Source organism: Roseivivax sp. GX 12232, assembly GCF_021272185.1.
In the GTDB taxonomy this organism is placed as follows: domain Bacteria; phylum Pseudomonadota; class Alphaproteobacteria; order Rhodobacterales; family Rhodobacteraceae; genus Roseivivax.
This window is the reverse complement of the sequence record NZ_JAJSEC010000002.1, coordinates 226059-248993: the sequence shown is the minus strand read 5'-3', so window position 1 is coordinate 248993 and position 22935 is coordinate 226059. Positions and strand designations below refer to the sequence as shown.

The window sequence follows — 22935 nt, the reverse complement described above, 5'->3', positions numbered from 1 at the left end:
GGCCCGGCGCGCATGGCGCCCGGAGCGGCCCGCACGGGGGGCTTCTGCTGATGGATCTTCTGAACGCCTTCGTGGCGCTTTCGAACTTCGTGCTGATCCCGGCCATCGCCTACGGCAGCCAGCTGGCCATCGGGGCGCTGGGGGTCACCATGGTCTACGGCATCCTGCGGTTTTCCAACTTCGCCCATGGCGACACCATGGCCTTCGGCACCATGGCCACGATCATCGCGACCTGGGGGCTGCAGTCCATGGGCGTCTCGCTCGGGCCGCTGCCGACGGCGCTCCTGGCGATCCCGGTGGGCATCGCGGCCTGCGCGGCGCTGGTGCTCGCCACCGACCGGGTGGTCTTCCGCTTCTACCGCGCCCAAAAGGTGGTGCCGGTGATCCTGGTGATCGTCTCCATCGGGGTGATGTTCATCTACAACGGCATCACGCGGATTATCCTCGGCCCAGACGACCAGCGCTTCGCCGACGGCGAGCGCTTCATCATCAGCGCGCGCGACTTCAAGGAGATGACCGGCCTCGAGGAGGGCCTGGCGATCCGCACCACCCAGGGCATCACGCTGGTGACCGCGGTGATCGTCGTGGCGCTTCTGTTCTGGTTCCTGAACCGCACGCGCACCGGCAAGTCGATGCGGGCCTATTCCGACAACGAGGACCTGGCGCTCCTGTCGGGCATCGACCCCGAGCGGGTGGTCCGGGTGACCTGGCTGATCGTCGCCGCGCTGGCGACCATCGCGGGGGTGCTTTACGGGCTCGACAAGAGCTACAAGCCCTTCACCTACTTCCAGCTGCTGCTGCCGATCTTCGCCGCCGCCATTGTTGGCGGGCTCGGCTCGCCGCTCGGCGCCATCGCGGGCGGCTTCGTCATCGCCTTCTCGGAGGTGGCGATCACCTATGCCTGGAAGAAGGTGCTGGAATATTCCCTGCCCGAGAGCCTCGCGCCCGAGGGCCTCGTGCAGCTTCTGTCCACCGACTACAAATTCGCGGTGAGCTTCGTGATCCTGGTGATCGTCCTGCTCTTCCGCCCGACGGGTCTTTTCAGGGGGAAAGCGGTATGACCGACAGGCTGCGGGCTGTTTCGCTCTTCGCGCTGGTGGCGCTTCTGATCCTCGGCACCGGGGTTCTGCAAAGCTGGAACTCGGCGCTTCTGATCCTGAACATGGGGCTCGTCAGCGCGCTCATGGCGCTGGGGGTCAACCTGCAATGGGGCTTTGCCGGACTCTTCAACGTGGGCGTCATGGGCTTCGTGGCGCTTGGCGGGCTGGCGGTGGTGCTGACCTCCATGCCGCCCGTGGGCGCGGCCTGGCAGGCCGGCGGGCTGCGCATCCTCGCGGGCCTCGCGCTTGGCGCGGCCTCGGTGGTGGCGGCGGTCCTGGCCTGGCGGCGGACCTCGGGAAAGATGCGCGGCTGGATCGTCGCGGCGATCCTGCTCGTGGGTTTCTTCCTCTACCGCGCGGTCTTCGACGCCGGCGTCGAGGCCGTGGAGGCCGTGGACGCGGCGACCTCGGGCTACCTCGGCGGGCTGGGCCTGCCGGTCCTGCTGGCCTGGCCGGTCGGCGGGCTCCTGGCCGCGGGCGCGGCCTGGATCATCGGCAAGACCGCGCTTGGCCTGCGCTCGGACTACCTGGCCATCGCAACGCTGGGCATCGCCGAGATCGTCATCGCGATCCTCAAGAACGAGGACTGGATGGCGCGCGGGGTGAAGAACGTGAACGGCCTGCCGCGCCCGGTCCCGTACGAGATCGACCTGCAGGCCGACCCGGCCTTCGTGGAGCGCGCGGCGGGCTTCGGGCTCGATCCGACCACCGCATCGACGCTCTGGGTCAAGGCGGGCTATGCGCTCCTCTTCACCGTGGTGCTGGTCATCGTGCTGATCCTTGCACAGCTCGCGCTGAAAAGCCCCTGGGGCCGGATGATGCGGGCGATCCGCGACAACGAGACCGCGGCGCGGGCCATGGGCAAGAACGTCACCGGGCGGCACCTGCAGGTCTTCATCCTGGGCTCGGCTATCTGCGGCATCGCAGGCGCGATGATGACCACGCTCGACGGCCAGCTGACGCCGACCTCCTACCAGCCGCTGCGCTACACCTTCCTGATCTGGGTCATGGTGATCGTCGGCGGCTCGGGCAACAACCTGGGCGCGGTGCTGGGTGGCTTCTTCATCTGGTTCGCCTGGGTGCAGGTCGAGCCCCTGGGCCAGGCGATCATGGGGCTGGTGACCTCGGGCATGGCCGAGGGCGAGCTGAAGCGGCACCTCCTGGACAGCGTGCAGCACATGCGGCTCCTGACCATGGGGGTGATCCTGCTCCTGGTGCTGCGCTTCAGCCCGCGCGGGCTGCTGCCCGAACGCTGAGGCACGCGCCTGCCCGACACGCGGGCAGCCCCCCGCGCCCCGCGCGACCTGCCCTGCCCGCGTAAGGCTAAGACCTTTCGGCAGGTGACAGGACGCGCGGGCCGCGCGTAGGCTTTTGCCAGAGGGATGCGAAGGAGAAGTGCGTCACGCCATGATCCAAGCCATGCATGACCAGGGACCGCCGCGTTTCACCCGGGCGCTGGTGGTCGACGATCACCCGCTGTTCTGCGACGCGCTGACGCTCACGCTGACCTCGATCAGCGATTTCGACAGCGTCGCCACCGCTGGCACCCTGCAGGAGGCCCTGGGCAAGATCGACAGCGAGGGCGCGGATTTTGTCGTGCTCGACCTCAACCTGCCGGATGTGAACGGGCTCGACGGGCTGGTCCGGCTGCGCAAGGCGGTGCCCGAGGCGGCGATCCTGATCGCCTCCTCCATGGCCGACAACCGGATGATCAGCCATGCCCTGAAGGCCGGGGCCAACGGCTTTGTGCCGAAACATTCCCAGCGGGCGGTCTTCGCCCGCGCCTATGAGACCGTCGCCCGCGGCGAGGATTACCTGCCCGACGGCTATATCGACCCCGAGGGCGGCCCCTCGGAGACCGGCCCCCTCGACGCGGTCGAACGGCTGGCCACGCTGACCAACCAGCAGGCCCGCATCCTCGCGCTGATCTGCGAGGGCAAGCTCAACAAGCAGATCGCCTATGAGCTCTCGATCGCCGAGACGACGGTCAAGGCGCATGTCACCGCGATCATGCGCAAGCTCGGCGTGCACAGCCGCACACAGGCCGTGCTCATCGCCCAGAAGGCAAGCTTCAACCAGGTCTTGCCAAGCGGCGAGGAGGCCCAATAACCTCGCCCCTCGAGGGAGGACTTCCAGCTTGGACGGAGCCATCGACAGCTCTGATCGCGACGACGCGCGAGCCGCGGGCCCGGTCCTGCGGACGGCCCAGGTCGCCGCGCGCGACCCCGAGGCCGCGGCCGGCATCGCCGAGGCGCTGGGGCCCGGCCCCTTCGCGCTGATCTGCCTCTTCGTCTCGCCCGAGGCCGCCTTCGGCCCCTTGATGAAGCGGATCGAGGAACGCTACCCGCACGCCCAGATCATGGCCTGCACCACCGCCGGAGAGATCGGCCGGGCGGGCTACGAGACCGGGCAGATCGTGGCCGCCGGTTTCGGCGAGGCCGACTTCCGGGTGCAGCTGGTGAAGATCCCCGACTTGGGCGGCGTGAAAGACCAGCCACTCATCGACAAGGTGATCCAGACCCGGCTGGCGCTTGGCGCCGCAGCACCCAAGGGCTGGTCGGAGTTCGCCTTCCTCATGGTCGACGGGCTGTCGCTCGCCGAGGAACGGCTGGCCTCGCTCCTGGCGACCGGGCTCGGCTCCATGCCGCTCTTCGGCGGCTCCTCGGGCGATGGCGCGCGGTTCTCCGAGACGCGTCTCTATTTCGACGGGGCCGAGCGGCGCAACGCCGCCGTGGCCGCGCTCATCCGCTCGCGCGCGCAGGTCAAGGTCTTCACCCTCGACCACCTCCAACCCACCGACACCCGCATGGTGGTGACCGGCGCCCGGCCCGAAGAGCGCATCGTCACCGAGATCAACGCCGAACCGGCCGCGCAGGAATACGCGCGGCTCCTGGGCAAGGACCCGCACCAGCTCGATCCCTTCACCTTCGCGGCGCATCCGGTGGTCGTGCGGCTGGGCGACAGCCACCACGTCCGCGCGATCCAGCGCGTGAACGACGCGGGCGAGCTGGTCTTCTTCTCCGCCATCAACGAGGGCATGGTGCTCACGCTGGCCGATCACGACGACATCGCCGCCCATCTCGACGCGCGGCTCGGCGACATGCAGGAGGATTTCGCCCCGGTGCAGATCCTCGCCTGCGACTGCATCCTGCGTCGCATCGAGGCCGAGCAGAGCCAGAAGGCGCGCACCATCTCGGACATCCTGCGCCGCCACAACGTCACCGGCTTCTCGACCTACGGCGAACAGGTGGGCGCGATGCATGTGAACCAGACCCTGACCGGCGTCGCCTTCTATCCCGCCGGGTCCGGGCGATGAGCTCGGCCTCGCTGATCAACCCCGCCGATTCCGTCGAGCGCCAGAACGAGAAGCTCCTGCATATCGCCGATGCGCTGATGCGTCGGATCGAGAACCAGACCGCGCAGTCGGGCGCGGCCTATGCGCAGTTCGAACGCGCGGCGCTTCTGGAAAAGCGGGTGCGCCAGCGCACCGAGGAGCTCGAGCGCACGCTGGACCTTCTGCAGGAATCCAACGCCCAGCTCGCCCGCGCCAATGCCGAGGCGCAGGACGCCCGCCGCGACCTCGCCGATGCCATCGAGACCGTGCAGGAGGGCTTTGCCCTTTTTGATCCCGACGACCGGCTGGTGATGTTCAACTCGCGCTTCTGCCGGGATTTCCGCGACGTGGCGCCCCGGCTGACCCGCGGCATGTCCTTTGTCGATTACATCGACCATATCGCCCAGAGCCGCTGCCTCGCCCTGCCCGAGAGCGACAGCCCCGAGGGCTGGCGGGTGCGCCGGCTTGCGCGCCACGCCGACCGCAACGTCATGTTCAACGTCGAGCTGACCCATGATCGCTGGCTGCAGGTCTCCGAACAGCGCACCTCCAAGGGCGGCACGGTGGTCCTGCAGACCGATGTGACCGACCTCGTGCGCATCGAACGGCAGGAGCGCGCGCGGCTCGAAAGCGCCCAGACCCGGATGATCCAGGCGACGCTCGACCACATAAACCAGGGCGTGGCGATCTTCGACGAGGCCGGGCGGCTCCTGGGCTGGAACCGGCGCATCGGCACGCTTCTGTCGGTGCCCGCGCGGCTGATGCAACTGGGCGTGACCTTCGACGCCATCATCGGCCAGCTCGGCCATGCCTTCGACTTCCTGGGCGGGGTCGACCGCGCCACCTTCCGCGCCTGGGCCGCCGCCCGCCACAAGAGCGAGGAGATCGACTTCGAGGTCCGCCACGGGCGGCGCGACGTGCTGCATGTCTTCGGCAGCGGCCTGCCCGACGGCGGCTTCCTGGTCTCGGTCACCGATGTCACCGCCGAACGCGAGGCGGCGCAGCGGCTCTTCGAGATCAACGAGATGCTGGAACAGCGGGTGATGGAGCGCACGCTGGAACTGGAAGACGCGCTCTCGGCCGCCGAACGGGCCAATGCCTCGAAGAACCGCTTTGTCGCCGCGGCCTCGCACGACCTGTTGCAGCCGCTGTCTGCCGCCGAGCTCTTCATCGCCTCGCTCGCCGACCGGCTGCCCGAGGAAACCGACCGCCAGGTGCTGAACAAGGCGGGCTCCGCGATCAAGAGCGCCGTCGGGCTGATCGACGCGCTCCTCGACATCTCGCGGCTCGACAGCGACAAGCAGCGTTTCGACATCCGCCCCGTGGCGCTGAACGAGGTCTTCGGCCCCCTGCGCGACGAGATGGAGGTGCTGGCCGCCGAAAAGGGCCTCGATTTCCGCATCGTGCCCTGCGGGGTCACGGTGGAAAGCGATCCGACCTACCTGCGGCGGATCATCCAGAACCTCGCCGCCAACGCGATCCGCTACACCGACAGGGGCCGGGTGCTGATCGGCGCCCGCCGCCAGGGCAACGCCCTGCGCATCGAGGTGCACGACAGCGGCCCCGGCATCGCCGAGGACGACCAGGACAGCATCTTCGAGGAGTTCCACCGCCTCGACGCCACCGCCAGCCGCAACGACGGGCTGGGCCTGGGCCTCGCCATCGTGGAGCGCGCCTGCGCCCGGCTGGGCCATCCCCTCGGGCTCTGGTCCGAGGTCGGGCGCGGCTCCTGCTTCCGGGTCAGCGTGCCCGTGGCGGGCCGCGCCAAGGCGCTGAAGATCCCGCCGCCGCGCCGCGACCGGGTGGACCTGGGCCGCAGCGGGCTGATCGTCCTTCTGGTCGAGAACGAACCCGAGCTGCGCCGGGCGATCCAGCTTCTGATGGAAAGCTGGGGCGTCGACGTGATCGACGCCGATACCGCCGAGGCGGCGCTGGCGCTGATCGAGGACCTGGGCATCACGCCGGATGTCATGGTGCTGGACTACCAGCTCGGGGCCGGGCTGACGGGCACCGAGCTTCTCTCCGAGCTGACACGCCGCTTCGGGCCGCGCCCGGCGCTGATCCTGACCGCCGATCGCTCCGAGACGGTGGCGCGCGCCTGCGAGGCGCAGGGCGTCGAGCGGATGTTGAAACCGCTCGACCGAGGGCGACTCGGCGCCTTCCTGACCGAGGCGGCGCAGAGTCTGCCGTAAGCGGGGCCTGGGCCCGAGGTCCGCGGATCAGGTTTGCAGGACCGTCGAGGTTTTACGGCAAGCCCCAACGAAGCAACGGGCCACCGGACGTCCCGCCAATGCGCAACCCCCAACCCCGAGGGCGCTCTCCGCGCCCTACCCCTGCAGCATCGCCTGGCAGCCGCGATGCGCGTTGGGTTTGCCGATATGGCGCGGGTTCTTGACGATGATCCAGATCGGCGCCTGCCCCGGCGCGCCGGCGCGGCTGTAGGTGCAGCCGTCGGGCGTGGTGAACCACTGCCCCTCATAGCTCGCGGGCGGCGTCACCGACGCGCCTTGCGCCTCGGGCGCCGTGGCCCTGGGCTTCTGGACCTGGGCCTGGAGCGGCGCGGCGGCAAGCGCCAGGGCCAATGCGGCGAGGGATGCGATACGAACGGTCATGCGGGCCTCCGAGTGATCAGGCATGGATTAACGAGAGGCCCCGAATGCCATGCCGGCCCGGGCGGCGGGATGGCGCGATCGGGGCAGGAGCATGGCGATTGGGCGCAATTGAGCCGATCAGCGCGCGATGACGATATCCGCCGAAAGCCCGCCCAGCCGGTCGCTGCGCCCCAGCCGCAGAACCCCGCCATGCGCCCGCGCGATGTCCGCGGCAATGGCCAGCCCCAGCCCCACGCCGGAGCCGCGGTTCTGGTTGCGCGCCGGATCGAGCCGCACGAAGGGCCGCAGCGCATCCTCGCGGTCCTCGGGCGCGATGCCCGGCCCGTCATCCTCGACCCGCAGCCTGAGGGCGTTGCGGCTGAGCCGCAGGCTGACCTCGCAGCGGGTGCCGTAGCGCACCGCGTTGCCGATCAGGTTCTCGAGCGCGCGGCGCAGCGCCACCGGGCGCAAGGGAACCTCGCCCTGCCCCTCGAGAGGGCCGAGGCTGACCGCCGTGCCCGCGCGCTGCGCGTCCTCGACGATGCGTGTCACCAGCGCCACCGGGTCGGTCGGCTCCGCCGGGCCCGCCTCGGCGTCGCCGCGGGCGAACTCGAGGAAGGCATCGATCAGCCGCTCCATCTCCTGCACGTCCTCCTCGAGCGGCGCGCGGTCCTCGTCGTCGAGAAGCGACAGCCCCAGCTTCATCCGGGTCAGCGGCGTGCGCAGGTCGTGGCTCACGCCCGAGAGCATCATGGTGCGCTGTTCGATCTGCCGCTCGATCCGGGCCCGCATGTCGAGGAAGGCATGGCCCGCGATCCGCACCTCGTTGGCGCCCGCCGGGCTGTAGGGCAGATGCCGCCCGCGCCCGAATGCCTGGGCCGCATCCGCGAGCCGCGTGATCGGCCTGAGCTGGTTGCGCAGGTAAAGATAGGCAATAGCGGTCATCAGCACCCCGAAGACCACCATGTTCACCAGAAGCTGGTGCGGGTTCGAGGCCGAGGCCCGGGTCCGCGCGAAGCGCACCTTGTAGAACTGCTCGCCGTGCTTGAGGTAGACGAAGACATCGGTGTCGTCGGGCACCTGCACGTGCCGGATGCCGCGCACCCTCTGCATAAGCTCGTCGACCACCACGATGGCCGAGAAGTCGTACCAGCGCCGGTCGGTCTCGGCGGGGATCTCCTCTTCGGTGATCGGGCGGAACTCGAACTGCAGCAGCGCGCGCCGGAAGCCGGTGTCATAGATCATCGCGACGTTCAGCGCCTGGGCGACCTCTTCGGTGAGCTGCCGGGTCACCCCTTCGAAATGCCGCTGGATGAAGACCACCGAGACCACCAGCTGCAGTGTCACCACCGGCAGGACCAGGATCAGGAAGGCCCGGCCGTAAAGACCGCGGGGCATGTAGCGTTTCAGCCAGTCGAAGGACATGCCATAGTGCTAGCGCAGGTCCGCCCCAGGAGCCATCGCGAAAGGAGCCTCCCCTGACCGATCCCGACCCAGATTTCGCGCCCCGCCCGGGCGTGCCCGAGACGCTTGGCCCCGGGATGGCGCGGATCCTCGCGCCGAATGCCTCGCCGATGACCTTCCGGGGCACCAATACCTACCTCCTGGGCGAGCGCGAGATCGCGGTGATCGACCCCGGCCCCGAAGACCCCGCGCATCTGCAGGCGATCCTGGCGGCGGTGCCCGCGGGCGGCCGGATCACGCGGATCCTGGTGACCCATGCGCATCTCGACCATTCCGCCGGGGTGCCCGCCCTCAAGCGCGAGACCGGCGCCGAGGTCCTGGCCTTCGGCACCGCCGAGGCCGGCCGCAGCGCGGTCATGCAGCGCCTCGCCACCGAGGGCGCGATTGGCGGCGGCGAGGGCCAGGACCTCGGGTTTGCGCCCGACCGCCTGCTGACCGACGGCGAGCAGATCACCGCCGGAGACCTGCCCCAGGCGCTCGAGGTGCTGCACACCCCCGGCCACACCGGCAACCACCTCTCCTTCGCGCTTGGCGACACGCTCTTCGTCGGCGACCTGGTGATGAGCTGGGCGACCTCGCTTGTCTCACCGCCGGACGGAGACCTGACGGCCTTCCTGACCTCGCTCGACCGCTTGGCCGCGCGCGACTGGGCGGTCCTGCATTCGGGCCATGGCGCGCCCGTGACCGCGCCGCGCGCTCGGCTGGAGGAGCTCGCCGCCCACCGCCGCGCCCGCCACGCCCAGATCCGCGCCGCCCTGGAGGAGGCCCCCGGCAGCGCCCGCCAGCTCGCGGCACGCATCTACACCGATGTGCCCGAGGCTCTCCTGCCCGCGGCCGCCCGCAATGTCCTCGCGCATCTCATTGACATGCATGAGAAATCCCAAGCGCGCCCGCGCGGTCCCCTGGGCGCCGAGGCGATCTTCGAGCCGCGGTGAAATTTCCGGCAAAAAATTTGCCGGACCCTCTGGACGCCCTGAATCGGCGTTGTTATACGCCCTCCCAGTGTTCCGGCGTAGCTCAGCGGTAGAGCAGTTGACTGTTAATCAATTGGTCGTAGGTTCGATCCCTACCGCCGGAGCCAAAACTTCCCTTAGCTACTGAAACCGCTCGCGGGTGGAGATTGTCTCCCACCGTTACGGGTGCGTTCTGCGAAAATAGTGCGCATGCGTTGCGCCGGTGATCGCAAACCATGTTGCCGCGTCCACGCGCGCCGCAACCCACGCGCCGCGATTCCCCACCTAGACCTCCGCCCCGCCCTCGATTATCTATAATCTATGGCGGACACCAAATCTGAATCCCACGCGGCGCGCATCACGCGCGAGCTGGCGCAGCGCATCGTCTCCGGGCAGCTCGCCGCGGGGGCGCGGCTACGGCAGGATCACATCGCTCTGGAGTTCAGCACCAGCCATGTGCCGGTCAGGGAAGCCTTCCGGCGGCTCGAAGCCCAGGGGCTGGTCGAGAGCGAGCCGCGCCGGGGCGTGCGGGTGGCGGCTTTCGGCGCCGAGGAAATCCGGGAGGTCGCCCAGATGCGGGCCTCCCTCGAAGTTCTGGCGCTGCGCAATGCCGCGCCGCATCTGACGCCGGCCATTCTCGATGAGGCGGAAGAGGCAACGCGTGCAGGGGATTGCGCCGGAGACGTCTACGGCTGGGAGGCCGAGAACCGCAGGTTTCACCGGGCGATCCTGACGCCCTGCGGCATGCCGCGCCTGTTGCGGACGATCGACGATCTGCACCTGGCGAGCGCGCGCATCCTCTTCGCGCGCTGGAGCGCCGACTGGGAAACGCCCACCGACCGCGACCACCGCGCGATCCTCGTGGCGCTGCGCGCCGGCAACATCGACCGGGCCGCAGCGCTTCTCGCGCAGCACGTCGGGAAGACCGAGGCGCAGGCGCGCCCGCAGGCGATGCGCACACCGGCGCGGTAACCAATTCCAGGCCAAATCTTGATTGCAGGGCCGCGCCTTTGCCGGGTGGCCTTGCCTTCCGTGCATGCGCGCGGCAATCATTAAGTATCAAACCAAGATTCTATCTATTATTTAGAAAGGACGCCTCCATGAGCCCGTCACCCGCCCTCTCCGCAATCGCCCGCGCGCCCCTCGACCTGCACAACCGCTCGCTCCCCTGGCAGATCGGCGCGGTGATCCTCGGCACGATGTTCCTCGCGCTCTCGTCTTACATCGAGGTGCCCATGGTCCCGGTGCCGGTGACCATGCAGACCTTCGCGGTCGCGCTCATCGGCGCGCTCTACGGATGGCGGCTCGGCGGCGTCACGATCAGTGCCTGGCTGATCGAGGGCGCCCTGGGCCTGCCGGTCCTCGCCGGCGGCGCCGCGGGCGCGCAGCACTTCGTCGGGCCCACCGGCGGCTATCTTTTTGCCTTCCCCATCGCCGGCATGATCGTGGGCTGGCTCGCCGAACGCGGCTGGAGCGGTAAACGCGTCGGGCTGGCCTTCCTCGGCATGCTCATCAGCAACTTGGTCTGCCTGGGTCTCGGCGCGGCCTGGCTGGCAGTCCTCATCGGGGTCGAACAGGCCATCATGGCGGGCGTCGTTCCCTTCCTGCTGGGCGCCGTCCTGAAATCCGCGCTCGGCGCGATGGTGCTGAAACTGATCGCAGGCCGGATGACGCGGTCCGGCGCATGACGGTCCGGCTGCGTCCGCACCACCTGTTGTGCGTTCTCACCCATGTGGGCAGGGGATATTCCCCTGCCTTCACCGCGAATATGGCCGAGGTCATCGCCCGGATCGGCGCGGGCGAGGAAATCGAGATCGTCACCGGCCCCGACGACATTTGCGCGCCCCTGCTCGGCGGAGAGGAGGCGCATTGCCACCGCGACAGCGTGCGCGCCCGGGATCATGCCGCCTCGGAGGAGGTCGGCGGGCTCCTGGGGTTGACCATCAGGCCGGGCGCGCGGCTGGTCCTGGATGCGGCGGCGCTCACCGCGCTGCGCGACGCTTTCGCCGCCAAGCGCGTGAGGTCGGCCTGCACGGGATGCGAATGGGCCTCGCTCTGCGGCTCGGTCGCGGCAGAGCGGTATGCGGGGGCGCGGCTCTGAGGGTGGCGTGTTGAGCTAGGTGGCGGCAGCGGGTTTGGGCCTCGGGTGAGGTGTTGGCACCCGCTTTAAGGCGCCCAACCGCCGCTGAAAGACCTTTTGCTGGGGACAGCGGCACGGGTCCTTGTCCGAGCCACGACTACTTGCCGAAAATGATCAACCACAATTTCCGAGACCATAACGCCTGCCCTTCCCAAAATTCCAAATTCCGGAAATATCGCAAATTGCGCACATGAATCTTGATCGGCACGCGAAGTGGCGACAAGGTGGACCGGCCGGCTTTTCATCTCAAAAAAAACGCCGGCCAATACTGCAATCATTGAAAGGAAATATCGTGCGTTTGATTTTTATGGCGACCCTGTTTTCGCTTTCGGCGACGCTGGCTCATGCGGACCGGCTGTCCGGGCAAGAGGCCGCCTCGGTCATGTCCCAGGGCACACTGCAGTTCGTGGCTGGGAGCGTGCTCACGATCCGCGGCGACGGAACCTTCAGCTTCCGGCACGGAAACGGATCCTCCCAGCAAGGGACCTATACGCTTTATTCCAACGGCCAGGTGGATCTGAACGACGCCAAAAGCGGGCAGACCTTCAGCTTCTATTTCGACGAAGCGGCGAATGCGACCTCCGTCGTCTATGTCGCCGGCCCCTGGAAAGGCGAGCGCTACGCGCTGCGTTGACCCGTGTCTTCGGCACCGGAGCTTGGCCGGTGCCGAAACGGTTTTCCGTGACAAACCCGGCGGATGGACGCCTCCTGCGTGATGCGTTCCCGCACGCCTGAAACGCCTCCCCGGCCGTGGCGGTCGTCGTCATGCAGGCGGGCGCCCTCGCGTCGCAAACCCGCTCAGAGCCCGGTGAAGGAATTATCTTGCCTTTCGTCTCGCGCTGAAATTTTCTCACATGCAGAGACGTTCAACATCAGCCCCGACTGCACTGGCAGCGGATAGAAAAGGACATCATGCCTTGTTTCGTAATTCTTTACTGGGCACTTTTCTCTTAGCCATCTTTTCATCCTCAATCGCCTTCGCAGCCTGTGTTGACCTGTCCAAGGGCAATAATTTCACATTGACGCGCACGAATCCGTTTTTCGAGGTGACGAACCGCGTGATGAACGATGGGACGCTCGAAGAAAAACGCGTGTCAAAGGTTGATGGATCGACGCTAAGAGTGACACTGACCTATTGGCAAGGCGTCATACCCGTCGACAGAAAGACAGCGCGCAGCCGTGCCCGGTTGAAAATGTCTGAAGAGGCAAAGTCACTGGACCTCAGCGCGCGCGGCAGGACGTATAAGATACCAACCGTCATCCTGATAGACGGAAAAGAAGTGGACCGCGGATTCTTCGAGATCAGACCAATCCGCAAGAGGAACCTCGTGATCGACAGTTGCACCTATCCCGTGATGGTCGTTCGCACGAGCATCGTGAGGAACAAGGGCGAGGTGATCAACGAGGAGGCTTTGCTCAGTCTGGAGGCGGGGATGCTCTTGGGAAATGTCGCCATGACGGCCGATTGGAAGCCGAAACATGGTGTGTTTTTTGACAAGATCAGAGCCAACTAGCGCCTGGAAACACATGTCGTCTCGGCCTGAGTGCATGTTTTTGTTCGCCTAGAGATTGCGGAAGTTACTCTCCAACAGCTTGGAGAGACATACGCTCTTCCCCGGCCCGCTTCTCCAGTTCCTCGGGGCAGCGCACGACCTCCAATTCCAATCCCACACCGCAAAACGGGCGACCTCCACAGATCGCCCGCCCCCAGGCCACACAAAAGACCCAAGCAAACTCCCCTCACTCGGCCTGCCGGACCTCCATCCGCAAGCCCTTGGCCGTCCGCTCCGGGAACCCCGCCCAGTAGCTGTGGTCCGCGTCCGGCGCGCCGTCATCACCCATCGACCAGACGCCCTCTTCGGAATTCTCCACCAGGTCAAAGAACCGCCCCGCGTCCTCCGCGCCCTTGAGGTGCTGATCGAACCAGGCGGTCGCGAAATGCTGCAGCACGTTGTTCATGCGCGTCGTGTCCCAGACCGCGTCGGCGTAATGCTCGAAGGGCGCCCAGCCCAGCGTCTCGGAGACCTCCCAGGCGTTGTCAGGCGCGGGCATCGGCGCGGCGGCGTTGTGGTTCGCGCCCTCGAAGCTCAAGAGGTAGCGGTCGGTGCCGCTGGTCTCCTCGAAGATGTTGCGGATGTGATCGTAGCCCGAGACGTCGTCCTGGTCGCCCGCGACCAGCAGGAGCGGCTTCTCGAAGCCCGCGAGCCCCTCGGCGTCCCAGAAATCGCGGTTGCGCCCCCAGGGGCCGATGGCGATCACCGCCTTGACGCGCGGATCGATCAGAGCGGCGTGGCTCTCGCTGCCTGCGGCGTGCTGGTCCAGGAGGTCGCGGGGTGCGACGAAGGCCCCGGGCGCCTCGCGGGTCACGGCGGTCTGTGACAGCCCGGCGCCGCCGAAGATCAGCGCGCCGTAGCCGCCCATCGAGTAGCCGACGAGCCCGGCGTTTTCGGCGTCGATGATCGCGCCGATCTCGCCCTCCATTTCGGCCAGCGCATCGAAGAGGAAGGCCTGGTCCAGCGGCCGGTTGACCAGGGTCGAGGCAAAGAGCGCCATGTCGTCATAGGTGCTGTCGGGATGGTCGGTGGAGACCACCACGTAGCCCTTGGACGACAGGTTTTCGCCCAGGTGGCTCATCAGGAAGCGGTTGCCGGGATAGCCGTGCGAGATAAGCACCAGCGGGAAGGACCCCGAGGCGGGTGCGGCATCGCGCGCCGCCCGGCCCGAGAGGCGCACCGGCGTCTCGCCGTCGCGCAACACGGTCTCATAGGTCGTGCCCGGGACGGTGCCCTCGGCGGCGGGATACCAGATTTCCGTGGTCAGGGTCCGGTCGGCGCGGGGGATCTCGCCCTCGGCCTCCTGCGCGGCGATGACATCCGCGCGGCCGGTGTCGGTGAAGCTGCGCGTGACGACGCCCACCGGGTAGCTGCCATAGGCCGCGCGCTCCGGGGCGTCGGGCCGCACCCGGTCGATCGGGTTCTCGGCGGCAACGGGCGGCGCGACGACGGCGGCTGCAATGAGCGAAAAGAACAGGCGTTTCATGGGGGTCCTCCTTCTTCGGCGCCAGCTTTGCTGTTGATCCGTGCGCATTCAACCGTCGGATGTGGGCCTGCCCCGGCGTCATGCGCGGCGATGCCGCGGTCGGAGGCCTTGGTCTCGGCGGATGAGGTGGCGCGCGGCGGGGTGACTGGGCGCGGGTCCCACATCGGTTTTTTTTCGGCTGTCCTGTGAGGGAAGAGCCCGCAATTGGCTGCTGAAAGCATTGTGTTTCTGAGAAAGACAACGCCTCGGACGCGGGCGCTGTCAGCCGCCGTCACTATCAAGCCGACTGCATCAAACTGCCTGGCCGACCGAGGCCACCAAGCCCCCTGCCCTCTAGGCCCGCAGCCGCAGATCGCGCAGCTCGGCGCCCTCCTCGCGCGCCTCCCCGCCAGCCACACCAACCGCCTCCCCCCAATCCGCGCGGCGGGTTTTGTCGAGCGCCACCAGGATCATCGCGCAGCCCGTCACGTCCTCGGCGCGGATCTTGGCCGCCATGTCCGCCAGCGCCGTGCGGATCACCCGCTGGCCGGGCTTGGTCGCCTCCACCACGACCTCCACCGGCGTCTCGGGCGGCGCGCCGCGGGCCAGCAGCACCCGGGCCAGCGCGCCTGAATTGCGCACGCCCATATAGATGCAGAGCCGCGCGCCCGGGCGGACGTGGTCCGCGATCTCGGGCAGGCGGCCCTCCTCCTGCAGCTGGCCGGTGGTCAGGACCAGCGTGTCCGTCGCCCCCCGGCAGGTCAGCGGCACCCCGAGGCTCGCCGCGGCGCCGCTGGCGGCGGTCACGCCGGGGATCACCTCGCAGGGCACGCCGGCCTCGCGGGCGGCGGAGAGCTCCTCCTCGAGCCGGCCGAAGATGCCGGGATCGCCGGACTTCAGCCGCACCACCCGGCGGCCCTTCCGGGCCTCAGCCAGCATGACCTGGTTGATGCGGTCCTGCGGCCAGCTATTGGCGCCGACAAGCTTGCCGACGAAGACCCGTTCGGCGTCGCGGCGGGCGAGCTCCAGGACCTCCGGCTCGACCAGCCGGTCGTAGAAGATCACGTCCGCCTCCTGCAGCCGGGCGACCGCGCGCAGGGTCAGGAGGTCGCGCGCTCCGGGCCCCGCGCCGACCAGCGCGATGCGGCCTGGGCTGGCACCCTCGGGCGCGGCGCCCGCGGCGATGGCGGATTTGAGCGCGGCGGCGGCCTCGCGTTCGCGCCCGGCCTCCCAAAGCGCGCGGGGGGCCTCGGCGAAGACCCAGCGCCAGAAGGCGCGCCGGGCAGCCTTGGGCACGCGCGCCGCGACGGCCCCGCGCATCCGGCCCGCGAGCGCGGCCAGCCCGCCGAGGTTCGGCGCGAGCATTTCCTCCACCCGGGTCTTGATCTGCCGGGCGAGGACCGGCGCCGTGCCCTCGGTGCCGATCGCGACGACCACCGGGTCGCGGTCGACGAGCGAAGGCGTGGTCAGGTCGCAAAGCTCGGGCCGGTCGACGACATTGACCGGACAGCGCGCGGCCCGGGCGAGCGCCTGCAGGCAGGCGTCGGCCCCGGCGCAGCCGGTCGCGATGAAGCCCATGGCTGCGCCCTCGAAAAGCGCGGCGGTCATGGGGCCCGCGTGGTGGCTGGCGCGGCCCCGCGCCACGAGGTCGGCCAGCTCGGGGTCGAGTTCCCCCGCGGCAAGGACCAGCGCCGCGTCGGTCTTCAGCATCAGCCGCGCCTTCTGCGCCGCTTCCTCGCCGCCGCCCGCGATGACGACGCGCCGCCCGGTGGTGCGGATGAACATCGGAAAGCTCTTCATGTCGGCGCTCCTGCAAGCTGTGGCTCAGGCAGGCGGCGTGGCCGGGCCGCCCAGTGGTCGCGGGCCCGGGCGTGATGCCCGAGCGTGTCGAGGGCCAGTTGCGCGGTCGAGAGCACGATCGCCTCGGCGAAGGGATCCCGCAGCCCCCCCTCCCAGAGCGCGGCCAGCGCGGCGGGGTCGCCCGGCGCATCCGCGAGCCGCTGGTGGCCCTCCAGCGGCTGGCCGCTCTGGCCCTGCCAGGCGCGCCCTCCGCGCAGCCCGTAGGTCGAGATGTCCTTGGTCGGGTGATGCTCGAACTCGCCGCCGCCGCCCTTCAGGACGGTCAGGTCGGCGAGCCCCATGCGCTCTGCCGCATCCGCCTGAAGCCTCCGGTAGGCGGGGTGGAAGACACCCTGCACCGCCGCCGCGGCGCGCCCGGGGTTGAGCATGCGGACGACCGTGTTCAGGCAGGAGCGCAACCCGAGCCTGTCGCGCAGGGTCAGAAGCGCGAAGAGCCGGGGCGACAGCGCCTCGAGCGGCAGATAGGCGATGCCCCCTGCCCCGAGCGCCTGCCCTGCCTCGGGCACCGACCGCGCGACCGGGATGCCCAGCCCCGGCAGCGCGGCGCGGACCGAGGCGGCTTCGCGCTGGTGCGAGTTCCAGCCGTGCAGGAGCACCGGGACGCCCGCCTCGGCCACGAGCCGCGCGGAGAGCAGGAACCAGGGCAGCCCACGGCTGCGCCCGGCGGCATAGCTCGGCCAGTCGAGCCCGGGGCGCGGGCCCAGCCAGGGCGGAATGGCGGCCCGCGCGGCTTCGGCGAAACCGGCGATTTCCGCCGCGGTCTCGCCCTTCATGCGCAGGACCATGAGGATCGCGCCGATGGCCTCGGGGTCGGCGTCGTCGCCAAGCATCAGCGTCATCGCCTCCCGCGCCTCGGCCTGGGTCAGCCCGCGCGACCGGCCGGGGCCGCGCGCGAGGATGCGGACATAAGGCGCAAGGCTCATTCCGCGGCCTCCCTGCTGGCGCGGCGGCTGGCGGTGAGAAGCGCGGCGATCTCCGGCTGGCAGGAGCCGCAGTTGGTGCCCGCGCCAAGCGCCGCGCCGACCTCGGTCACGCTGGCGAGACCGTCGGTCTCGATCGCGGTCAGGATGGTGTTCACGCCGAGGCTGAAGCAGGAGCATAGCGTCGGCCCGGGGTCCGGCAGATCCGCCGGCGCGCGGCCCGTCAGCGCGTGCTCCGCCGGGTCGCCCGGGAGCTGCGCCAGGTGGTCGCGCTGCAGCGCCAGCGGCTCGGGCCCGGCGAAGACCGCGGCAATGAGCCGGCCCTGGGGATCACGAAAGGCGATGCGCGCGCGCCCCCCTTCGCGGTCGATCACCGTCTGGGCCCCGGCCTCGGGCGAGCCGAAGAGCCCCCGGGCCCAGGCCTCCCAATCCTCGGGCGGGGCAAGCCCCGCCAGCTCCGCGCGCCAGCCCGCCTCGGTCCGGGCGCGGGCCCAATAGGCGGTGTCCGGGGTCAGCGCCCGCGCCGAGACCGCGAAGGCGTGAAACCCCGCCGCGAAGGGCGCCAGCGCGCAGACCGAGGCCTTGCTTTCCGGCTGGCCCGAGAGCGGATCGGTGACGGCGGCCACCAGCGCGTCGATCCGGGCCGAGGGCGCGGTCTCACCGGTCCAATGCATGGGCGCGAAGACCTCGCCCGGGCGCACCGCATCGGTGATCTGCGCGCGCAGGATCGCGCGGCCGGTGGGGCTGGTCAGTTCGACGAGGCTGTCGGGGCCAAGCCCCAAGCGGCGCGCGTCCTCCGGGTGGATCTCGGCGAAGGGTTCGGCCAGATGCGCCGAGAGCCGGGGCGAAAGCGCCGTGCGCGTCATCGTGTGCCACTGGTCGCGGATCCGCCCGGTGTTCAGCCGGAAGGGAAAGCGCCTCTCGCGCCGTGCGGCGGGCGGGCGGTGGCGCACCGGCACCATCCGCATCTTGCCGTCCGGGTGGAAGGAGGCGCCCTCCGCGAAGAACCGCCCGCCCCGGCGCGCTGCGATGGGCCAGCGCTGCGGGGTGAAGGCGTCGTAATCGGCGTCCGACAGGCCCGCGAGGCCCGAGATGTCGAAGTCGAGCCCGAAGCCGCCCGCGATCCCAGAAAGGGCGGCATGTTCGCGGAAGATTTCGGCCGGGCCGGCGTAGTCGAAGGCGTCTTGCCAGCCGAGGCGCCGGCCCAGCTCGGCCATCTGCTGCCAGTCGGGGCGCGCCATGCCGGGCGCATCGCGCACCGCCCGCTGGCGCGAGATCATGCGGTCGGAATTGGTCACCGTGCCGGACTTCTCCGACCAGGCGGCAGCGGGAAGAAGCACGCTTGCGAGCCGCGCGGTGTCGGTCTCGGCGGTGATGTCCGAGACCACGGCGAAGCTCGAGGCGCGGATCGCCTCGCGCACGGCATCGGCCTCGGGCAGGGTCACGGCGGGGTTCGAATGCATCACCCAAAGCGCCTTGATCCGGCCGTCGGCCACGGCGTCGAACATCTCCACCGCCTTCAGCCCCGGCGCCTCGGGCATGGCGGGCGCGTCCCAGAACTGCCGCACGGCGGCGCGATGCGCGGGGTTCTCGAGCACCATGTGGCAGGCGAGCATATTGGCCAGCCCGCCGACCTCGCGCCCGCCCATGGCGTTGGGCTGGCCGGTGACCGAGAAGGGCCCCATGCCGGGCCGCCCTATGCGGCCGGTCGCGAGGTGGCAGTTCAGGATCGCGTTGACCTTGTCGGAGCCCGAAGAGGATTGGTTCACCCCCTGGCTGAAGACGGTGACCACCTTCCTGTGGCCGATCCACATCTCGCAGAAGCGCGCCAGCAGCGCCGGATCGAGCCCGGTCGGATCGGCGCTGGCCTCGCGGGCGGCGGCCAGCGCCTCGGGCAGGCCCGCGACCTCGGCCAGGTAGTCCGCGTCGAGCGCGCCCCGCGCGGCGATCTCCGCCAGGAGCAGGTTGAAGAGCGCCACGTCCGAGCCGATCCTGAGCGGCAGATGCAGGTCCGCCTTGTCGCAAGAGGCGGTGCGGCGCGGGTCGACCACCACGATCTTCGTGCCCCGCGCGGCCTTGGCCTCCAGCACCCTGCGGTAGAGCACCGGGTGGCACCAGGCGAGGTTCGAGCCGACCAGCACCACCAGGTCCGCCTCGTCCAGATCCTCGTAGGTGCCGGGCACCGTGTCGGTCCCGAAGGCGCGGCGGTGGCCCGCCACGGTCGAGGCCATGCAGAGCCGCGAGTTGGTGTCGATATTGGCCGAGCCGATGAAGCCCTTCATCAGCTTGTTGGCGACGTAATAATCCTCGGTCAGCATCTGGCCCGAGACGTAGAAGGCCACGCTGTCGGGCCCGTGCTCGGCGATGGCGGTGCGGAACTTCTGGGCGACAAGGCCCATGGCGCTGTCCCAATCCGCCGCCCGGCCCCCGATCCGCGGGGTCAGCAGCCGGCCGCCCAAGTCCAGCGTCTCACCCAGGGCAGCGCCCTTGGAGCAGAGCCTGCCGCGGTTGGCCGGATGCGCCGGGTCGCCGCTGACCGCGAGCCCGCCCTGCGCATCCCGCGACAGGAGCACCCCGCAGCCGACGCCACAGTAGGGACAGGTGGAGCGGATGCCTGTCACGCCGCGCTCCGCCGGCCGATGGCCTCCGCCTCGATCAGGACGCGGCCTTGGGCGACGCGCACCGGGTAGGTCGCGATCCGGCCCGCGTCGGCGCCCTGCGCCTCACCGGTTTCGAGCGAGAAGACCCAGTTGTGCAGCGGACAGGTCACCTTGCGGTCGTGCACGATGCCCTCGGAGAGCGGCCCGCCCTTGTGCGGGCAGCTGTTGGAGGTCGCGAAGACCTCGGCCTCGGCGGTGCGGAAAAGCGCGAGGCAGCCAAGCGGCGTCTTCACGATGCGCGCGCCGCGCAGGGGGATGTCCTCGAGGGCGCCAAGGTCGATCCAGCTCATGTCTCTGCTCCGTCAGCTCGGGGGGATTGGCGCGCGCCGGGGTCGCGGGGCGCGGTGCGCGCGCGGGTCTGGGGGCCGCGATGGGCGTGGGCTCCGAGGCCGCAAGCGACGCCTTGGGACACGGGCGCCCGGTGGCCGCACCCCGCGCGAAGGGATGAAACGGCCCCGCTCATTCCGCCGCCTCCAGCGTCATATCGGCCAGCGGCGCGAAGCGCCGGGCGGCCTCGGGCGTGGCGCGTTCGGCCCAGGGGTCCTTCTGGTAGACCTCCTGGCTCAGGTCGAAGCGCGCGATCAGCGCGGCGCGGGTGGCCGCGTCACCGAGCGTCTCCTGCACCCAGTCGAGCCCCACCTTCGCGACCCATTTGTAAGGCCGGTCCAGATACTTGGCGTGCTCGCGGTAGAGCTGGACAAAGGCCACCGTCCAGTCGATGGCCTCCTGCTCAGAGGCCACATCGACCAGCCGCTCGGTCTCTTTCACGTCCATGCCCGCGGCGCCCGCGACGCCGACCTGGTAACCGCTGTCGACGCAGACGATGCCCACGTCCTTGCAGGTCGCCTCGGCGCAGTTCCTCGGGCAGCCCGAGACCCCCAGCTTGACCTTGTGCGGCGTCCAGGAGCCCCAGAGCCGCTGTTCGAGCTTCACCCCGAGGCCGGTCGAATCCTGCGTCCCGAAGCGGCAGTGTTCCGAGCCCACGCAGGTCTTCACGGTCCGCAGCCCCTTGGAATAGGCATGCCCCGAGACCAGCCCCGCGCGGTTCAGATCGGCCCAGATCGCGGGCAGATCCTCGCCCCGCACGCCCAGAAGGTCGATGCGCTGCCCGCCGGTGACCTTGACCGTCGGCACGGCGTATTTCTCGGCGGCATCGGCGATGGCGCGCAGCTCTCCGGGCGTGGTCAGCCCGCCCCACATGCGCGGCACGACAGAGAAGGTGCCGTCCTTCTGGATGTTGGCGTGCTTGCGCTCGTTGACGAAGCGCGACTGCGGGTCGTCGCGGTATTCCAGCGGCCAGTCGGCGAGCAGGTAGTAGTTCACCGCCGGCCGGCAGACATGGCAGCCGTTGCGGGTGGTCCAGCCCAGCTCCTGCCAGACCGCCTCCTGGCTTTTCAGCTCCTGCGACTTGATCAGCCGGCGCAGGTCCTCGTGGGTGAGATCGGTGCAGGTGCAGACGGGCTGCGCGGTGGGCGCGACGAACTCCGCGCCCAGCTCCACGGCCAGCACCTGTTCCACGAGCCCCGTGCAGGTCCCGCAGGAGGCCGAGGCCTTGGTGGTCGCCCGAAGCGCGCCGAGGTCGGTCGCGCCCGCGCCGATCGCCGCGGTGATCTGGCCCTTGCAGACGCCGTTGCAGCCGCAGATCTCTGCGTCAGCCGGCAAGGCTGCAACGGCGGCCAAAGGGTCCGCGGCGGCCCCTCCCTGGTAGGCGGGCCCGAAGATCAGCGTCTCGCGCATCTCCGAGATGTCGGTGCGGTCCTTGATCAGGCCGAAGAACCAGTTGCCGTCGGCGGTGTCGCCATACATCACCGCGCCAATCAGGCGGTCGCCCTCGATCACCAGGCGCTTGTAGACGCCGCGCGCGGGGTCGCGGAAAACGATGTCCTCGCGGCCCTCGCCCTCGGCGAAATCGCCCGCCGAGAAAAGATCGACGCCGGTGACCTTGAGCTTGGTCGAAAGCTCCTTCTGCGCGAAGCCCGCCTGCCCGCCCGAGAGCGTCTCGGCCAGCACCTTGGCCTGGTCATAGAGCGGCGCAACAAGCCCGAAGACCGCGCCCTGGTGTTCGACACATTCCCCGAGCGCAAAGATCGAGCCGTCCGAGGTGCCCATCTGGTCGTCGACATGGATGCCGCGCCCGACGGCCAGCCCCGCCTCCTGCGCCAGCGCCACGTTCGGGCGGATGCCCACGGCCATGACCAGGAGGTCGCAGGGGATCTCCTCGCCGCTGTCGAGCTCCAGCGCCCGGACCTGCCCGTCCTGCCCGAGGATCTGCTTGGAATTGGTCGCGCAGCGGATCGTGATGCCGCGGTCGCTCAACTCCTTGCGCAAGAGGTAGCCCGCCGCCTCATCGAGCTGGCGCTCCATCAGGTGGCCCATGAGGTGCACCACGGTGGTCTCGATGCCCCGCGCGTGCAGCCCCGCCGCCGCCTCGAGGCCAAGGAGCCCGCCGCCGATCACCACGGCCTTCTGGCCGGGGCGCAGCGCCATCATGCGCTCGGTATCCTCGAGGTCTCGGTAGGCGATGACCCCCTCGAGGTCGTGGCCGGGCAGCGGGATGATGAAGGGCTGCGAGCCGGTGGCGATCACCAGCCGGTCGTAGTCCAGCGTCACGCCCGCGTCGGTGGTCACGCGCCGGGCGGCGCGGTCGATGCCCGTCACCCGCTCGCCGAAGCGGCAGGTCACGCCGCGCTCGGCATACCACTCGGCATCATGGGTCACGATCTCTTCGAAGGTCTTCTCGCCCGAGAGCACCGGCGAGAGCATGATCCGGTTGTAGCAGCCGCGCGGCTCGGCGTTGATCAGGGTGACCTCCCAGTCACCCCGCGCCTCCAGGAGATGTTCGAGCAGGCGGCCCGAGGCCATGCCCGCGCCGATGACGATCAGTTTCTGGCTCAT

Annotated in this window: 19 protein-coding genes and 1 tRNA gene; 12 read left to right on the top strand and 8 right to left on the bottom strand. The window is 69.5% G+C overall.

The genetic code is table 11. The annotated features are described in order from the left end of the window. Nucleotides 1-50: 50 nt before the first annotated feature. The 5 genes from LR948_RS05125 to LR948_RS05105 all read left to right on the top strand — a co-directional run bounded on the left by LR948_RS05125 (nt 51) and on the right by LR948_RS05105 (nt 6626). Nucleotides 51-1061 carry a branched-chain amino acid ABC transporter permease gene (locus tag LR948_RS05125; RefSeq protein WP_232752901.1) on the top strand — a complete coding sequence of 337 codons (1011 nt, stop codon included), beginning with the start codon at nt 51-53 and terminating at the stop codon, nt 1059-1061. Then, on the top strand, nt 1058-2356 hold the full coding sequence (locus LR948_RS05120; protein WP_232752900.1) for a branched-chain amino acid ABC transporter permease: 1299 nt from the start codon (nt 1058-1060) through the stop codon (nt 2354-2356). The genes LR948_RS05125 and LR948_RS05120 overlap by 4 nt, the downstream gene beginning before the upstream one ends. A gap of 151 nt (nt 2357-2507) precedes the next feature. Further along, a complete protein-coding gene (locus LR948_RS05115; RefSeq protein WP_232752899.1) occupies nt 2508-3209 on the top strand; it encodes a response regulator in 702 nt (233 codons plus the stop codon). A 28-nt stretch (nt 3210-3237) separates the two neighbouring features. Further along, complete coding sequence (locus tag LR948_RS05110) at nt 3238-4416, top strand: FIST N-terminal domain-containing protein (RefSeq protein ID WP_232752898.1); 1179 nt, start codon at nt 3238-3240, stop codon at nt 4414-4416. Next, the gene (locus tag LR948_RS05105; RefSeq protein ID WP_232752897.1) at nt 4413-6626 is read left to right on the top strand and encodes a PAS-domain containing protein; all 2214 of its coding nucleotides are present in this window, start codon (nt 4413-4415) and stop codon (nt 6624-6626) included. Before LR948_RS05110 ends, LR948_RS05105 begins: the two co-directional genes overlap by 4 nt. 135 nt (nt 6627-6761) lie before the next feature. Here the strand turns inward: LR948_RS05105 and LR948_RS05100 are convergent, their stop codons facing one another. Together LR948_RS05100 and LR948_RS05095 are read right to left on the bottom strand one after the other, a co-directional pair. Then, the gene (locus LR948_RS05100) at nt 6762-7046 is read right to left on the bottom strand and encodes a hypothetical protein (RefSeq protein WP_232752896.1); all 285 of its coding nucleotides are present in this window, start codon (nt 7044-7046) and stop codon (nt 6762-6764) included. A gap of 117 nt (nt 7047-7163) precedes the next feature. Then, nucleotides 7164-8450, bottom strand: coding sequence for an ATP-binding protein (locus tag LR948_RS05095; RefSeq protein ID WP_232752895.1), 1287 nt, complete (start codon nt 8448-8450; stop codon nt 7164-7166). 53 nt (nt 8451-8503) lie between these two features. On the opposite strand from LR948_RS05095, the gene LR948_RS05090 reads away from it, so the two are divergent. The 7 genes from LR948_RS05090 to LR948_RS05060 all read left to right on the top strand — a co-directional run bounded on the left by LR948_RS05090 (nt 8504) and on the right by LR948_RS05060 (nt 13096). After that, a complete protein-coding gene (locus LR948_RS05090; protein ID WP_232753177.1) occupies nt 8504-9424 on the top strand; it encodes an MBL fold metallo-hydrolase in 921 nt (306 codons plus the stop codon). Between the two features lie 71 nt (nt 9425-9495). Then, nucleotides 9496-9570: transfer RNA gene (locus LR948_RS05085), tRNA-Asn, on the top strand. Nucleotides 9571-9763: 193 nt separating this feature from the next. Next, nucleotides 9764-10414, top strand: a complete 651-nt coding sequence (locus LR948_RS05080; protein WP_232752894.1) for a GntR family transcriptional regulator — start codon at nt 9764-9766, stop codon at nt 10412-10414. 128 nt (nt 10415-10542) lie between these two features. Next, nucleotides 10543-11130, top strand: coding sequence for a biotin transporter BioY (locus LR948_RS05075; protein WP_232752893.1), 588 nt, complete (start codon nt 10543-10545; stop codon nt 11128-11130). Then, the gene (locus LR948_RS05070; protein WP_232752892.1) at nt 11127-11543 is read left to right on the top strand and encodes a DUF1284 domain-containing protein; all 417 of its coding nucleotides are present in this window, start codon (nt 11127-11129) and stop codon (nt 11541-11543) included. The genes LR948_RS05075 and LR948_RS05070 overlap by 4 nt, the downstream gene beginning before the upstream one ends. Before the next feature lie 331 nt (nt 11544-11874). Further along, nucleotides 11875-12216, top strand: a complete 342-nt coding sequence (locus LR948_RS05065) for a hypothetical protein (protein WP_232752891.1) — start codon at nt 11875-11877, stop codon at nt 12214-12216. 283 nt (nt 12217-12499) lie between these two features. Further along, nucleotides 12500-13096, top strand: a complete 597-nt coding sequence (locus tag LR948_RS05060) for a hypothetical protein (RefSeq protein WP_232752890.1) — start codon at nt 12500-12502, stop codon at nt 13094-13096. 226 nt (nt 13097-13322) lie between these two features. On the opposite strand, the gene LR948_RS05055 is transcribed toward LR948_RS05060, so the two are convergent. The 6 genes from LR948_RS05055 to nirB all read right to left on the bottom strand — a co-directional run bounded on the left by LR948_RS05055 (nt 13323) and on the right by nirB (nt 22935). Next, nucleotides 13323-14621, bottom strand: coding sequence for an alpha/beta fold hydrolase (locus LR948_RS05055; RefSeq protein ID WP_232752889.1), 1299 nt, complete (start codon nt 14619-14621; stop codon nt 13323-13325). A 333-nt stretch (nt 14622-14954) separates the two neighbouring features. Beyond that, complete coding sequence (gene cysG / locus LR948_RS05050) at nt 14955-16400, bottom strand: siroheme synthase CysG (RefSeq protein WP_232752888.1); 1446 nt, start codon at nt 16398-16400, stop codon at nt 14955-14957. Next, nucleotides 16397-17383, bottom strand: coding sequence for a glycosyl transferase family protein (locus LR948_RS05045; protein ID WP_232752887.1), 987 nt, complete (start codon nt 17381-17383; stop codon nt 16397-16399). The genes cysG and LR948_RS05045 overlap by 4 nt, the downstream gene beginning before the upstream one ends. Beyond that, nucleotides 17380-20001 carry a nitrate reductase gene (locus LR948_RS05040; RefSeq protein ID WP_232752886.1) on the bottom strand — a complete coding sequence of 874 codons (2622 nt, stop codon included), beginning with the start codon at nt 19999-20001 and terminating at the stop codon, nt 17380-17382. The genes LR948_RS05045 and LR948_RS05040 overlap by 4 nt, the downstream gene beginning before the upstream one ends. After that, nucleotides 19998-20330, bottom strand: coding sequence for a nitrite reductase small subunit NirD (nirD, locus tag LR948_RS05035; RefSeq protein WP_232752885.1), 333 nt, complete (start codon nt 20328-20330; stop codon nt 19998-20000). The genes LR948_RS05040 and nirD overlap by 4 nt, the downstream gene beginning before the upstream one ends. 169 nt (nt 20331-20499) lie before the next feature. Then, nucleotides 20500-22935 (bottom strand): nitrite reductase large subunit NirB, encoded by a 2436-nt coding sequence (gene nirB / locus LR948_RS05030; RefSeq protein ID WP_232752884.1) that lies wholly within the window; start codon nt 22933-22935, stop codon nt 20500-20502.